The sequence below is a fragment of the Polaromonas sp. P4_H1 genome (assembly GCF_056400945.1).
Genome location: NZ_JBFUKG010000006.1, coordinates 127,664 through 140,586 on the forward strand (window position 1 = coordinate 127,664; position 12,923 = coordinate 140,586).

The 12,923-nt window shown below is 60.2% G+C and carries 13 protein-coding genes; all 13 read left to right on the top strand.

Annotation, left to right across the window (positions count from 1 at the left end; genetic code table 11):
- Positions 1–58 precede the first annotated feature (58 nt).
- The 13 genes from AC1DS5_RS10100 to AC1DS5_RS10160 all read left to right on the top strand — a co-directional run bounded on the left by AC1DS5_RS10100 (position 59) and on the right by AC1DS5_RS10160 (position 12,315).
- Positions 59–754, top strand: a complete 696-nt coding sequence (locus tag AC1DS5_RS10100; protein WP_477718113.1) for a YfgM family protein — start codon at positions 59–61, stop codon at positions 752–754.
- Complete coding sequence (bamB, locus tag AC1DS5_RS10105; protein WP_477718114.1) at positions 751–1,896, top strand: outer membrane protein assembly factor BamB; 1,146 nt, start codon at positions 751–753, stop codon at positions 1,894–1,896. The genes AC1DS5_RS10100 and bamB overlap by 4 nt, the downstream gene beginning before the upstream one ends.
- A 38-nt stretch (positions 1,897–1,934) precedes the next feature.
- Positions 1,935–3,278, top strand: coding sequence for a ribosome biogenesis GTPase Der (der, locus tag AC1DS5_RS10110; protein WP_477718115.1), 1,344 nt, complete (start codon positions 1,935–1,937; stop codon positions 3,276–3,278).
- A 68-nt stretch (positions 3,279–3,346) separates the two neighbouring features.
- Positions 3,347–3,598 (top strand): RNA chaperone Hfq, encoded by a 252-nt coding sequence (gene hfq / locus AC1DS5_RS10115; protein WP_041388809.1) that lies wholly within the window; start codon positions 3,347–3,349, stop codon positions 3,596–3,598.
- A complete protein-coding gene (gene hflX, locus AC1DS5_RS10120) occupies positions 3,595–4,776 on the top strand; it encodes a GTPase HflX (RefSeq protein ID WP_477718219.1) in 1,182 nt (393 codons plus the stop codon). The genes hfq and hflX overlap by 4 nt, the downstream gene beginning before the upstream one ends.
- Positions 4,777–4,835: 59 nt before the next feature.
- Complete coding sequence (gene hflK, locus AC1DS5_RS10125) at positions 4,836–6,260, top strand: FtsH protease activity modulator HflK (protein WP_477718116.1); 1,425 nt, start codon at positions 4,836–4,838, stop codon at positions 6,258–6,260.
- A gap of 11 nt (positions 6,261–6,271) precedes the next feature.
- A complete protein-coding gene (gene hflC / locus AC1DS5_RS10130) occupies positions 6,272–7,174 on the top strand; it encodes a protease modulator HflC (RefSeq protein ID WP_477718117.1) in 903 nt (300 codons plus the stop codon).
- 6 nt (positions 7,175–7,180) lie between these two features.
- Positions 7,181–7,369 carry a DUF2065 domain-containing protein gene (locus tag AC1DS5_RS10135; protein ID WP_477718118.1) on the top strand — a complete coding sequence of 63 codons (189 nt, stop codon included), beginning with the start codon at positions 7,181–7,183 and terminating at the stop codon, positions 7,367–7,369.
- Between the two features lie 141 nt (positions 7,370–7,510).
- Entirely contained in the window at positions 7,511–8,677 is a 1,167-nt protein-coding gene (locus tag AC1DS5_RS10140; protein ID WP_477718220.1) for an ATP phosphoribosyltransferase regulatory subunit, read from the top strand.
- A 64-nt stretch (positions 8,678–8,741) separates the two neighbouring features.
- Entirely contained in the window at positions 8,742–10,082 is a 1,341-nt protein-coding gene (locus AC1DS5_RS10145) for an adenylosuccinate synthase (RefSeq protein ID WP_011483511.1), read from the top strand.
- Positions 10,083–10,160: 78 nt separating this feature from the next.
- Positions 10,161–10,685 carry a phosphoribosyltransferase gene (locus AC1DS5_RS10150; RefSeq protein WP_477718119.1) on the top strand — a complete coding sequence of 175 codons (525 nt, stop codon included), beginning with the start codon at positions 10,161–10,163 and terminating at the stop codon, positions 10,683–10,685.
- A 175-nt stretch (positions 10,686–10,860) separates the two neighbouring features.
- On the top strand, positions 10,861–12,051 hold the full coding sequence (locus AC1DS5_RS10155) for a PLP-dependent transferase (protein ID WP_477718120.1): 1,191 nt from the start codon (positions 10,861–10,863) through the stop codon (positions 12,049–12,051).
- Between the two features lie 78 nt (positions 12,052–12,129).
- Positions 12,130–12,315 carry a hypothetical protein gene (locus AC1DS5_RS10160; protein ID WP_477718121.1) on the top strand — a complete coding sequence of 62 codons (186 nt, stop codon included), beginning with the start codon at positions 12,130–12,132 and terminating at the stop codon, positions 12,313–12,315.
- The last annotated feature ends 608 nt before the right edge of the window (positions 12,316–12,923 follow it).

Below are 12,923 nucleotides of genomic sequence, written 5' to 3' on the forward strand. Positions count from 1 at the left end.
CCCCTACAATCACCCCACCTCAATCCGCGCCGTTATCGGGCAGAACAAGCAGACTTTTATGGCAAAACATCTCGATTTGGAAGAGCAGGAACAGCTTGATGAACTCAAGCATTTCTGGAAGCAGTATGGCGACCTGATCACCTGGGGCCTGATCGCCGTGTTCGGCATTTTTGCGGCCTGGAACGGTTACCAGTACTGGCAGCGCAGCCAGGCTGCGCAGGCTTCCGTGATGTACGAGGAAATCGAGCGCGCTGTCCAGTCGGGCGATCAGGCCAGGATTGACCGTTCATTGGCGGACATGAAAGACCGCTTTGGCCGCACCACCTATGCCCAGCAAGCCGGTCTGCTCGCCGCCAGGGCCTATTACGACAAAGGCAACCTGGACGCTTCCCGCGCCGCCTTGACCGGGGTGGCCGAGAAGGCCTCCGACGAGGGTTATCAGGCCATTGCCCGGTTGCGACTTGCAGGTCTTTTGCTGGAAAAGAAAGCCTACGACGAAGCACTGCAGCAGCTGTCCGCTTCGTTCCCGAAAAATTTTGCGGCTCTGGCAGCCGACCGCCGCGGCGATATCCTGGCCGCCCAGGGCAAGAAAACCGAAGCCCGGGTGGAATATGAAAAAGCCTACAAGGGGCTCGACGAGCGTGCCGAGTACCGGCGCCTGGTGGAGGTCAAACTCAATGCGCTTGGCGTTGATCCCACCGCAGGTTCCACCAAACTGACAACGACCGCAGCCAATACCGAGGTGAAGAAATGATGATCCAGTCTTTTAGGCCTCTGGCCCAGATTTCCCGGCTGCCCCTGGCCATTGGTTTTGTAGCGCTGCTGGCTGGCTGCTTTGGCGGCGCCACCAAGCCCCAGCCGGCCGAACTGCAGCCGGTGACGGCACTGGTATCCGCTCGCCAGAGCTGGAACACCCGCATTGGGCAGGTCGATTTCCCTCTGGACGTTGCTGTTTCGGGCAATAGCGTTGCCGTTGCGAGTGGCGACGGTACTGTCGCCCTGTTGGACGCCTCCACCGGCCGTGAATTTTGGCGCGTGGCGCTCAATACGCCTGTTGCCGCGGGTGTGGGCAGCGACGGAAAGGTCCTGGCGGTAGTCACGAAGGCCAACGAAGTTGTTGCCCTGCAGGACGGGCGGGAAATCTGGCGCCAAAAGCTTAATGCGCAGGCCTTTACAGCCCCTTTTGTGGCCGGTGCGCGGGTGTTCGTCCTGGCGGCGGACCGGTCGGTCTCGGCCTTTGATGGCCAGACGGGGCGCAAGCTGTGGACGCAGCAGCGACCCAATGAACCGCTGGTCCTGCGCCAATCCGGCGTGATGCTGGCCGTTGGCGATATGCTGGTGGTGGGTCTTGCCGGCCGTCTGGCGGGCCTGAGCCCTGTCAACGGCAGTGTTCGATGGGAGGCGCCCATTGCTTCGCCACGCGGCATCAATGATGTCGAGCGCCTGGTTGATCTTGTGGGTCGTGTGAGCCGGGACGGCGACAATGTCTGCGCGCGGGCCTTCCAGGCCAGCATTGGCTGCGTCAATGCCGCGCGCGGCAGTCTTCTGTGGACCAAGCCAGCCAATGGCATGCAGGGTATTCATGGCGATGACCGCACGCTGTTTGGCACGGAGGCAGACGGTACGGTGATTGCCTGGCGGCGCACAGACGGCGAGCGAAGCTGGACCACAGACCGCCTGCGCTACCGCAGCCTGACGGCACCCCTGGTCGTTGGGCGTTCCGTGGCGATTGGTGACTTCAGCGGCTTTATCCATTTGTTGTCGCGTGAAGACGGCTCCCTGCTTAACCGCTTGCCGACCGATGGCTCGGCCATCGCCGCGGCTCCCGTGCTTGCGGGTAACACGCTGATCGCCGTGACCCATAACGGCGGCGTTTACGGCTTCAAGCCCGAGTAACCGAAAACGCGAAACCGCAACTTTCCAGAACCTGATCAATGAAACCTGTCATAGCGTTAGTCGGCCGCCCCAATGTGGGCAAGTCGACGATTTTCAACCGGCTGACCAAGACGCGGGATGCGATCGTGGCCGATTTCGCCGGGCTGACGCGTGACCGTCATTACGGCAACGGCAAGCTGGGCTCCCACGAGTACATCGTCATTGACACCGGCGGGTTTGAGCCTGACGCAGCGTCCGGCATATACAAGGAAATGGCCAAGCAGACTCGTCAGGCCGTTGCTGAGGCCGATGTGGTGATTTTCGTGGTTGATGCGCGTGCCGGTATCAGTGCGCAGGACCACGATATCGCCAACTTCCTGCGCAAGCTGGGCAAACCGACGGTGCTGACGGCCAACAAGGCGGAGGGCATGACGGAAGGGGTCCAGTTCTCCGAATTTTTTGAATTGGGCCTGGGGGAAGTGCTGCCGGTTTCGGCATCCCATGGCCAGGGCATGCGTTCCCTGGTCGACCTTGCCCTGGCACCGCTCAACCTCGCCGATCCTGGTGACGAAGCCGAGTCGCAGGATCCGTCGGTTATCCGGCTCGCCGTGGCGGGCCGTCCCAACGTGGGCAAATCGACGTTGATCAATACCTGGCTGGGGGAAGAGCGCCTGGTGGCATTTGACCTTCCCGGCACCACGCGGGACGCCATTTCCGTGCCATTTGAGCGCGACGGCCAGAAGTTTGAGCTGATTGACACCGCCGGCCTGCGCCGCAAGGGCAAGGTTTTTGAGGCCATAGAGAAGTTTTCCGTCGTCAAGACGCTTCAGGCGATTGAAAATGCAAATGTCGTGCTGCTGCTGCTCGACGCCACGCAAGGCGTGACCGACCAGGATGCGCATATCGCAGGCTATATCCTGGAAAGCGGCCGTGCGGTGGTGCTGGCCATCAACAAATGGGATGCGGTGGACGCCTACCAGCGGGAGACGCTGGAGCGGTCGATCGAAACCCGCCTTGCTTTCCTGAAATTTGCATCCATCCACAAGATTTCGGCGATCAAGCGCCAGGGATTGGCGCCGGTCTGGAAGTCAATTGTGCAGGCCCACGCTTCGGCCAACCGCAAGATGTCCACGCCGGTATTGACACGCCTGCTGCTCGAGGCTGTCCAGTTCCAGCAGCCGCAGCGTTCAGGCATGTTCCGCCCCAAGATGCGCTATGCGCACCAGGGGGGCATGAACCCGCCCATCATCATTATTCATGGCAATTCGCTGGAACATGTCACCGAGGCCTACAAACGCTATCTGGAAGGGCGGTTCCGCAAGGAGTTCGATCTGGTCGGCACGCCCATGCGCATCCAGATGAAAAGCTCGCACAACCCCTTCACGGACAAGGAATCGGCCTAGAACTACATACTTGGCTGTTGGGCTGTGGTAACGTAAGGCTCTATCAACTTTTGAACACGGAAAATATCGTGAGCAATAACAAAGGTCAGCTGCTGCAGGACCCGTTTCTCAACACCTTGCGTCGAGAGCATGTGCCTGTTTCAATTTATCTCGTCAACGGGATCAAATTGCAGGGCCAGATTGAGTCTTTCGATCAATATGTGGTTCTGCTTCGCAATACTGTGACCCAAATGGTCTACAAGCATGCGATCTCCACCATCGTTCCCGGTCGCGCTGTAAGTTTTGCGACCGGCGAATCCGAAGAAAGCCCCGCCAGCTGAGTTCCTACGATGCTCCGGTGAAAACACCAACTCTTGCCCTGCTGGTTGGGGTTGATCTGGGCTTGCCGAACTTTGATGCTGATCTGCAGGAACTGGGTTTGCTCGCGCAAACCGCAGGCCTGCAACCCGTTGCTCGTGTGACGTGCCGGCGAAAAGCCCCCGATGCCGCTCTGTTCATCGGTACCGGCAAAGCCGACGAGATCAAAATGCTCGCGCAGGATACCGGCGCGTCTGAAATCCTGTTCGACCAGTCGCTCAGTCCGGCCCAGCAACGCAATCTGGAGCGGCACCTGGAATTGCCGGTCAATGACCGTACCCTGCTGATACTGGAGATTTTTGCCCAGCGCGCGCGCAGCCACGAGGGCAAGCTTCAGGTCGAACTGGCACGGCTGCAGTACGTCTCAACGCGCCTCGTGCGCCGCTGGTCCCACCTGGAGCGCCAGACCGGCGGAGCGGGTGTGCGCGGCGGCCCGGGTGAGAAGCAGATCGAGCTTGACAAGCGCATGATCGGCGACGCCATCAAGCGCACCAAAGAGCGCCTGGGCAAAGTCAAGAAGCAGCGGCAAACGCAGCGAAAGCAGCGGGAGCGGCGCAACTCATTCACGATCTCGCTGGTCGGCTATACCAATGCCGGCAAGTCCACGTTGTTCAATGCGCTGGTCAAGGCGCGTGCCTATGCTGCCGACCAGCTTTTTGCCACCCTTGATACCACGACGAGACAGCTGTACCTGGGTGACACCGCACGTTCGGTCTCCCTGTCTGACACGGTAGGTTTCATCCGGGATTTGCCACACGGTCTGATCGACGCGTTTGCCGCTACATTGCAGGAAGCTGCGGACGCGGACCTGCTGCTGCATGTGGTGGATGGATCGAACCCCGACTATCTGGAACAAATTGAGCAGGTGCAACGGGTTCTGGCCGAGATTGGTGCGGCTGACGTGCCGCAGATTCTCGTGTTCAACAAGCTGGACGCTGTAGGAGCAGTCAACTTGCCCCTGTCCTTGCGCGACATGTTCGAGCTCAGGGATGCATTTGAGGGGGCGAGCCGGAGCGTGGATCGGGTATTTGTCAGCGCCCTGACGGGTGAAGGTCTGCCGTTGCTGCGGGAGCTTCTGGCCAGTCATGCGGCAAGCGTGGTGAGCGGGGAAATTCTCCAAACGGCCGACGACCTTGCCTGAGCGGGCAATTTCATTAGGCACAATGTCGGTGTAGTCAAAAAAGAAGTGAGTTTGATCCCATGAACCTGAATCCCGTGCTGCAGACGTTGACGACCTTGCCAGGTCGGTTGAAACAACGTGCCCAAGGCATGTTTAATCTCAACGATCCACGTTGGGGCCGAGACGATGACAAGCCGTCGTCCGATGAGACCAAGCCAGAAATGCCTCGTGACGACAAGCAGCCTTCCAAGCCAGTTCGACCACAAGGTCAGGGCCCCAATCAGGGACCGCCTGACCTGGATGAACTGTGGCGCGATTTCAATCGCAAGCTCGGCGGGCTTTTTGGCGGCGCGAAAAGTGGCGGCAAGCGGGGCGGCTTTGGCGGCGGAAATAACGGTGGCAATGACGGCAATGGTGGCGGCTTTCAGCCCGACATGAAAAGCGCAGGCATCGGCGCGGGGCTGATCGCCGCGGTGGCCGTGCTAATCTGGCTGGGTACCGGGTTTTTCATTGTGCAGGAGGGCCAGCAGGCCGTCATTACCCAGTTCGGCAAGTACCACTCGACCGTGGGGGCCGGTTTCAACTGGCGTCTCCCGTACCCTGTGCAACGCCATGAAATGGTCGTGGTCACCCAGATCCGGTCGGTCGATGTAGGTCGTGACACCATCATCAAGGCGACGGGCCTTCGCGACTCGGCCATGCTGACCGAGGACGAGAACATTGTCGAAATCAAATTCGCCGTCCAGTACCGTTTGAGTGATGCGCGTGCCTACCTGTTTGAGAGCAAGGACCCCGCCAGCGCCGTGGTGCAGGCCGCAGAATCGGCCGTGCGCGAAGTGGTGGGAAAAATGAAAATGGATTCGGCGCTCGCAGAAGAGCGCGATCAGATCGGCCCCCGGGTGCGTATCCTGATGCAGACCATCCTGGACCGCTACAAAGTGGGGGTTGAAGTCGTGGGTATCAATCTCCAGCAAAGCGGTGCGCGTCCTCCCGAGCAGGTCCAGGCCGCATTTGATGATGTGCTCAGGGCGGGTCAGGAGCGCGAGCGCTCCAAGAACGAAGCTCAGGCCTATGCCAATGATGTGATTCCCCGCGCAGTGGGTTCAGCTTCGCGTCTCAAAGAGGAATCGGAAGCTTACAAGGCGCGAATTGTGGCGCAGGCCCAGGGTGATGCCCAGCGTTTCCGCTCGGTACTCACCGAATACCAGAAGGCGCCCCAGGTCACCCGCGATCGCATGTACCTGGATGCCATGCAGCAGGTCTACACCAATGTCACCAAGGTGCTGGTGGAGTCCCGCCAGGGCTCCAACCTGCTCTATCTTCCGCTCGACAAAATCATGCAGATGACAGCGCAGGGTGGTGCAGCGGCAGGCGCCGATATCCCGCTACTGCCGGGCAGTGGTACGGCACCGCCCGCTGTGGCCCCTTCGCCGTCGGGTGGCAGCTTGCCCCTGGATGCCCGTTCACGCGATGCTTCCCGCACCCGCGACCGTGAAACACGCTAAGGAAGAAAAACGTGAATAGAGTTGGATTTTTCGTATCTTCATTGCTGGTGGTGCTGGCGCTGCTGAGTTCCACCCTGTTTGTCGTCGACCAGCGTCAGTTTGGCGTGGTCTATGCGCTGGGTCAGATCAAGGAGGTCATTACCGACCCCGGGCTTCATGCCAAGCTGCCACCGCCATTCCAGAATGTGTCGTACATCGACAAACGTCTGCTGGTGCTCGACAGCGTCGATGCCGAGCCGATGCTGACCGCCGAGAAGCAGCGCGTGGTGATTGACTGGTACGTTCGCTGGCGCATCACGCAGCCTACCGAATACATCCGCAATGTCGGCCTGGATGAAAAGGCCGGCGCCAACCAGTTGAGCCGCGTGGTGCGCAATGCGTTTCAGGAAGAAATCAACAAACGCACGGTCAAGGATTTGCTGTCGCTCAAACGCGAGGCCCTGATGGCTGACGTCAAGCGCGAGGTGCTGCAGGTGGTGCAGGGCGCCAAGCCCTGGGGTGTGGACGTGGTCGATGTTCGCATCACCCGCGTCGACTACGTAGAAGCCATCACCGACTCGGTTTACAAGCGCATGGTGGCTGAGCGCCAGCGCGTGGCCAATGAGTTGCGCTCAACGGGTGCAGCCGAAGGTGAAAAGATCCGCGCCGATGCCGACAGGCAGCGTGAAGTTGCGGTTGCCAATGCCTACCGCGACGCGCAGAAGGTCAAAGGTGAGGGCGATGCGGAAGCGGCCCGAACTTACGCGGAATCCTTTGGCCGTGATCCACAGTTTGCCCAGTTCTATCGCAGCCTGGACGCATACAAGGCCAGCTTCGGCAAGAAAAACGACGTGATGGTGCTCGACCCATCCTCCGAATTTTTCAAGGCCATGCGCGGATCGGGTAGTGGCGCAGCGGCGCCCGCCAAAAAATAAGTCAGCGTGGACGGCGATACCTTCTGGCAGGCGCTGGCCCTGATGCTGGTGATCGAAGGGCTGTTGCCGCTGATCTCGCCGTCTGGCTGGCGCGGCATGTTTGAACAGATACTCCGGCTGGGCAACGGGCAGATCCGTTTTTTCGGACTTTGCAGTATCGGTGCCGGGTTGATCCTGCTGGCGGTGCTGGCCTGACGGCGTGCTGCCAGCGTGTGCGGGCTGAGGTGCTTATTTGCACCCGGCAACCCTCTCTTGCCGCCCGCGGCCCAAAACCGGCCTCCAAGCCCGGTAAAATCTGGTTTTTAACAGCCCACGAAAATTACAATGTCCGCCTGGTTGTCATCATGGCAATTGCCCGATCAAATTGCCGATGTCCTGCCCTCCGAGGCGCGCCACATCGAAGAGCTGCGCCGCCTGTTTCTCGACACCGCCCGCAGCTATGGCTATGAGTTGGTCATGCCGCCTCTGCTGGAGCATCTCGAGTCGCTGCTCACCGGCACCGGCGAGGCGCTGGATCTGCAGACCTTCAAGCTTGTCGACCAGCTCTCGGGCCGTACTCTGGGGTTGCGGGCTGACACCACGCCGCAGGTCGCCCGTATTGATGCGCACCTGCTCAACCGCAGTGGCGTAGCCCGCCTGTGTTATTGCGGCCCGGTGCTGCATACCCGTGCCGACCGCCCCCATGCCACCCGGGAGCCTTTGCAGTTCGGGGCTGAAATATATGGCCATGGCGGGCTGGAAGCCGACCTGGAGGCACAGTTGCTGGCGCTGGAGGGCCTCAAGGCTGCGGGTGTGACCGCGTTGAGTGTTGACATGGCCGATGCCCGCATTGTCAACAGCCTGCTGGCTAGCGCCGCCGTGAATGCCAAAACCCTGGCGCTTATTCATGCTGCGCTCGCAGCCAAGGACGCCAGCGAACTCAACAGCCTGACGGCCAGCTTGAGGGGTAGCCTTTCCGCTGCGGCATGTGACGCTCTGAAAGCGTTGTTGCAGCTTTACGGCGATGAAAAAGTCCTGCTGGAGGCTGAAAAAGTCCTCTCATCCTGGCCCGAGGCACAAAACGCGCTGCAAAATTTGAATTGGCTGGCCGCGCACGTGGGTGATGTCAAGGTCAGTTTTGACCTGGCCGATTTGCGAGGCTACGCCTATTACAGCGGTACCCGTTTTGCCATCTATGGGCAGGGCGCCGAGTTGGCGCGTGGCGGCCGTTATGACGAGGTCGGTGCGGTGTTTGGCCGTAACCGTCCGGCCGTCGGCTTCAGTCTGGATCTCAAGGAACTGGTCAGCGTGCTGCCGCCCCGGCCGCTCAGGGCTGCCATTCGTGCGCCATGGGGGGAAGATGCCGGCCTGCGCGCTGCCATCGCCCGCCTCCGGGCCGGGGGTGAAACGGTGGCCTGCGTGCTTCCGGGCCATGAACATGAGGTCAATGAATTTGACTGCGACCGCGAACTGGCCCATGTGGCCGGCCAATGGGTGGTCCAGCCCCTGAAAAAGGCGGCCTGAAGCCGGGCCTCAGGCCGGCCTTCAACGCTGTTTTCCCCAACGAATCCTTAACGAGAAATTGAAGATGACATATAAACCAACCGTAGCCGCGGGCCGCAATGTTGTGGTCGTGGGCACCCAGTGGGGCGACGAAGGCAAGGGCAAGCTGGTCGACTGGCTCACCGAAATGTCCCAAGGTGTGGTGCGCTTTCAGGGAGGCCACAATGCCGGCCATACACTGGTCATCAACGGCATCAAGACCGCTTTGCACCTGATTCCCAGCGGCATCATGCGTCCTGGTGTGAAATGCTATATCGGCAACGGCGTGGTGCTCTCGGCGGCCAAGCTGTTTGAAGAAATTGAAGGGCTGGAAAAAGCCGGCGTGGAAGTGCGCTCACGCCTGCGCATCAGCGAAGCCTGCCCGCTGATCCTGCCTTTTCATGCTGCGCTAGACATTGCCCGCGAGGCCTACCGCGAAAAGGGCGGTACCGCCAGGATAGGCACGACCGGCCGCGGTATTGGCCCGGCCTACGAAGACAAAATCGCGCGCCGTGCCCTGCGCGTGCAGGACCTCAAATACCCCGAGCGTTTTGCCGCCAAGCTGCGCGAGTTGCTGGATTTGCACAACTTTGTACTGACCGGTTATTTGCACGCGCCGGCGATTGATTTTGATACCGTGTATGCCGAAGCCATGCGGCACGCCGAACTTCTCAAGCCAATGATGGCGGATGTCTCGCGCGAGCTCAACGATGCGAACCGCGAAGGTGCCAATCTGCTGTTCGAGGGCGCGCAGGGCACCCTGCTCGATGTGGACCACGGCACCTATCCCTACGTGACATCCAGCAACTGCGTGGCGGGCAATGCCGCTGCCGGCGCGGGCGTGGGCCCGGGCATGCTGCATTACATCCTGGGCATTACCAAGGCTTATTGCACGCGCGTGGGCGGCGGGCCTTTCCCGACCGAGCTGGATTGGGAAACGCCGGACACCGTGGGCTACCACCTCAGCACCGTGGGCGCCGAAAAAGGCGTGACCACTGGTCGTAGTCGACGCTGCGGGTGGTTTGACGCGGCGCTGCTCAAACGCTCCGCCCAGGTCAACGGCCTGTCGGGCCTGTGTATCACCAAGCTTGACGTGCTCGACGGCATCGCCGAGCTCAAGCTGTGCACCGGCTATGAACTTGATGGCCACATCACCGACATCCTGCCCATGGGCGCCGAAGACATCGAGCGGTGCAAGCCCATTTATGAAACCCTGCCGGGCTGGAGCCAGAGCACCGTGGGCGTCACGCAATACGACCAGCTGCCGGCTGCGGCGCAGAAATATCTCCACCGGATCGAAGAGGTAACCGGCGTGCCGATTGACATGATTTCCACCAGCCCGGATCGCGACCATACCATTCTGCTGCGCAATCCCTACGCCGCCTGACCCCGGTATTTTTGAATCAAAAACAGGTGCCCGGACCATGCATTGCGGGCGCCTTGCTATTAAATCAGGAGCAAACCCATGTTGACCGAAGACGGCAAACATCTGTATGTCAGCTATGACGAATATCACAACCTGATTGAAAAACTGGCGATCAAGATTCATCAGTCGGAGTGGCAGTTCGACACCATCCTGTGCCTGGCCCGCGGTGGCATGCGGCCGGGCGACATTCTTTCGCGAATTTTTGACAAGCCACTGGCCATCATGTCGACCAGTTCCTACCGCGCCGACGCCGGCACCGTGCAGGGCAAGCTCGACATCGCGCGCTATATCACCACGCCAAAGGGCGAAATTGCCGGCAAGGTATTGCTGGTGGATGATCTGGCCGATTCGGGCTACACCCTGAATGCGGTGATCCAGCAGCTGCGCACCAACTACAAACCTATCACCGAGCTGCGTAGCGCGGTGATCTGGACCAAGGGCGTTTCCACCTTCCAGCCCGACTACTCAGTGGAGTCGCTGCCGACCAATCCCTGGATTCACCAGCCGTTTGAAGGCTACGACTCGCTCACACCGGCGCAACTGATGGCCAAGTGGAAAATCTGATGGGCCTCCACGTTTTTCGCTTCGTGTGATACGGGCCCCCCGAGGGGGCTAATTTTCCTTGGGACGGCCCGGCGGAAAATTGCGGCCATTTATCGATGTGCAAGCGGCGCTGTTCCCCAGGCTCACGGCCAGGGTACGGCCACCGCCTGTCGGGGCATGCCGTTAACATCGGCGCATGAGCGATCCATCTACCCAACTAATCCATCACCCCTACAGCCCACCGGCGGGCTTTGAGGCCGTTGCACCGGGGGTGCACAAGGCCTCCACGGTGATCTTTCCCAGCGTTGCGGCGCTGCGCAACCGCGACTGGAAACACAAGACGGGCTATACCTACGGCCTGCACGGTACCCCCACCACCTTCACGCTGGAAGAGCGCATTGCCACCCTGGAGGGCGGCAAGTTCTGCACCCTGGTGCCCAGCGGCCTGGCTGCCGTGGTGCTGGTGGACATGGCCCTGCTGAAGTCCGGTGATGAAGTGCTGATTCCCGACAACGCCTATGGCCCCAACAAGGCATTTGCGCAAACTGAACTCCTGGCCTGGGGGATCAATTTCCAGTTTTATGACGCCATGAACCCGGCCGATCTAGCCGCCAAATTGAGCCGCAAAACGCGGCTGGTCTGGCTGGAAGCCCCGGGCTCCATCACGCTGGAGTTCCCGGACCTTCCGGCGCTGGCTGCTGTGGTCAAGGCGCACAACCAGTCTGGCAACAGTGCCCATCCATCGGGCACCGTTACCGCGCTGGACAACACCTGGGGCGCAGGCCTGGCGTTCAACGCTTTCGGGCTCGGTGCGGACATCTCCGTACAGGCCCTCACCAAATACCCCAGCGGTGGCGCGGACGTGCTGATGGGTTCAGTGGTCACCAACGACGAAGCCCTGCACCATCTGGTTCATTTATGCCACATGCGCGTCGGCTATGGCGTGAGCGGCAATGATGCCGAACTGGTGTTGCGCGGCTTGAACAGCATGGCCTTGCGCTACGCCGCACAAGATGCCACCACGCAACTGCTGGCGGTCTGGCTGCAGGCCCAGCCGCAAATCGCCGCCGTGCTGCATCCCGCATTGCCAGGATCGCCCGGACATGACACATGGAAACGCGATTGCACAGGCGCGGCCTGCCTGCTCAGCGCCGTGTTCAAGCCCGAGTTCACACAGGAGCGGATCGACCGTTTTTGCGACAGTCTCCAGCTGTTCAAGCTGGGCTACAGCTGGGCCGGGCCCATGAGCCTGTGCGTGCCTTATGACGTGCCAGCCATGCGTCGCACGCCCTGGTCGCATCGGGGTGGTTTGGTACGTTTTTCGATCGGCCTGGAGTCTGTGGCCGACCTGCGGGCAGACCTGGCTCAGGCGCTCCTGATCGCTTGATTCGGGCCTGCTGAGAACTTGATGAGGCCCTGACGGCGATGCAGTACAGTAAGGGTTAATCATTCACGAAAGCACGCTGTGGCAACTCCTAATTATTCCTACGAAAAACGCCAGAAAGAGCTTGCGAAAAAACGTAAAAAAGAAGAAAAACTCAAGCGCAAGGCTGAAGGCAAGCCTGATGACGCGGCAGACGAGGGTGAGCAGACCCCAGACACGCAGGCCGACGGCCAGCCCGGTTTGCCGCCAACTGAGTCATCGACCTGATTTTGAGGCACCAGCTGCTCCGGGCATAAGCATAGAAGCACCGATCCTTTCGAGCCGCATCCATCCGCCCCTGGGTTGACCCCAACACATCAACGGGTCCCCTGCCGACATGGCCCGTCATCCATGCACCCGGCACAGACCCCCTATCACGCTAGGTCACGCTATAACCTGCTGCCGAAGCATTCGCAAGTTATTGCATAACGCCGCCGTGTCGCATCGCGAAATGGGGCTGGAAATACTGGGTGAATTCTTCCAACCATTTTTGAAGGCGCAAAAAAAGCAGGCCCGGCTGTCGATCAGTGCGGCTTGCCGAGTCAAAAACCATAGCTGTACATGACCTTTTGACGGGGCTAAAGGTCAATTTGATGCTTCTTTTCCGCAGTCAGGACGTCTTTCCGTGAGCCAGCATTGGCTTCTTGCCGCCTTCCGCCTGCCTACCCTGGACTCAAAATGTTTCACCCGCCGCGGGTTTTGGGCATTTTCTCCTGCAAAAAAGCATCCCATGCTCGGGTAACATTGCAGGCCGTGCACTGCGCGCCAGGCAGTGCGAGCGCCCCGTCAAGCGCTATAAGAATCAACGACTTAGCTAAACGCTCAAGAAAACAGGG

Excerpts from the sequence above, each read along its gene's own strand:
- AC1DS5_RS10100 (WP_477718113.1), top strand. The coding sequence starts at position 59 with ATGGCAAAACATCTCGATTTGGAAGAGCAGGAACAGCTTGATGAACTC.
- bamB (WP_477718114.1), top strand. The coding sequence starts at position 751 with ATGATGATCCAGTCTTTTAGGCCTCTGGCCCAGATTTCCCGGCTGCCC.
- der (WP_477718115.1), top strand. The coding sequence starts at position 1,935 with ATGAAACCTGTCATAGCGTTAGTCGGCCGCCCCAATGTGGGCAAGTCG.
- hflK (WP_477718116.1), top strand. The coding sequence starts at position 4,836 with ATGAACCTGAATCCCGTGCTGCAGACGTTGACGACCTTGCCAGGTCGG.
- AC1DS5_RS10145 (WP_011483511.1), top strand. The coding sequence starts at position 8,742 with ATGACATATAAACCAACCGTAGCCGCGGGCCGCAATGTTGTGGTCGTG.
- AC1DS5_RS10150 (WP_477718119.1), top strand. The coding sequence starts at position 10,161 with ATGTTGACCGAAGACGGCAAACATCTGTATGTCAGCTATGACGAATAT.
- AC1DS5_RS10155 (WP_477718120.1), top strand. The coding sequence starts at position 10,861 with ATGAGCGATCCATCTACCCAACTAATCCATCACCCCTACAGCCCACCG.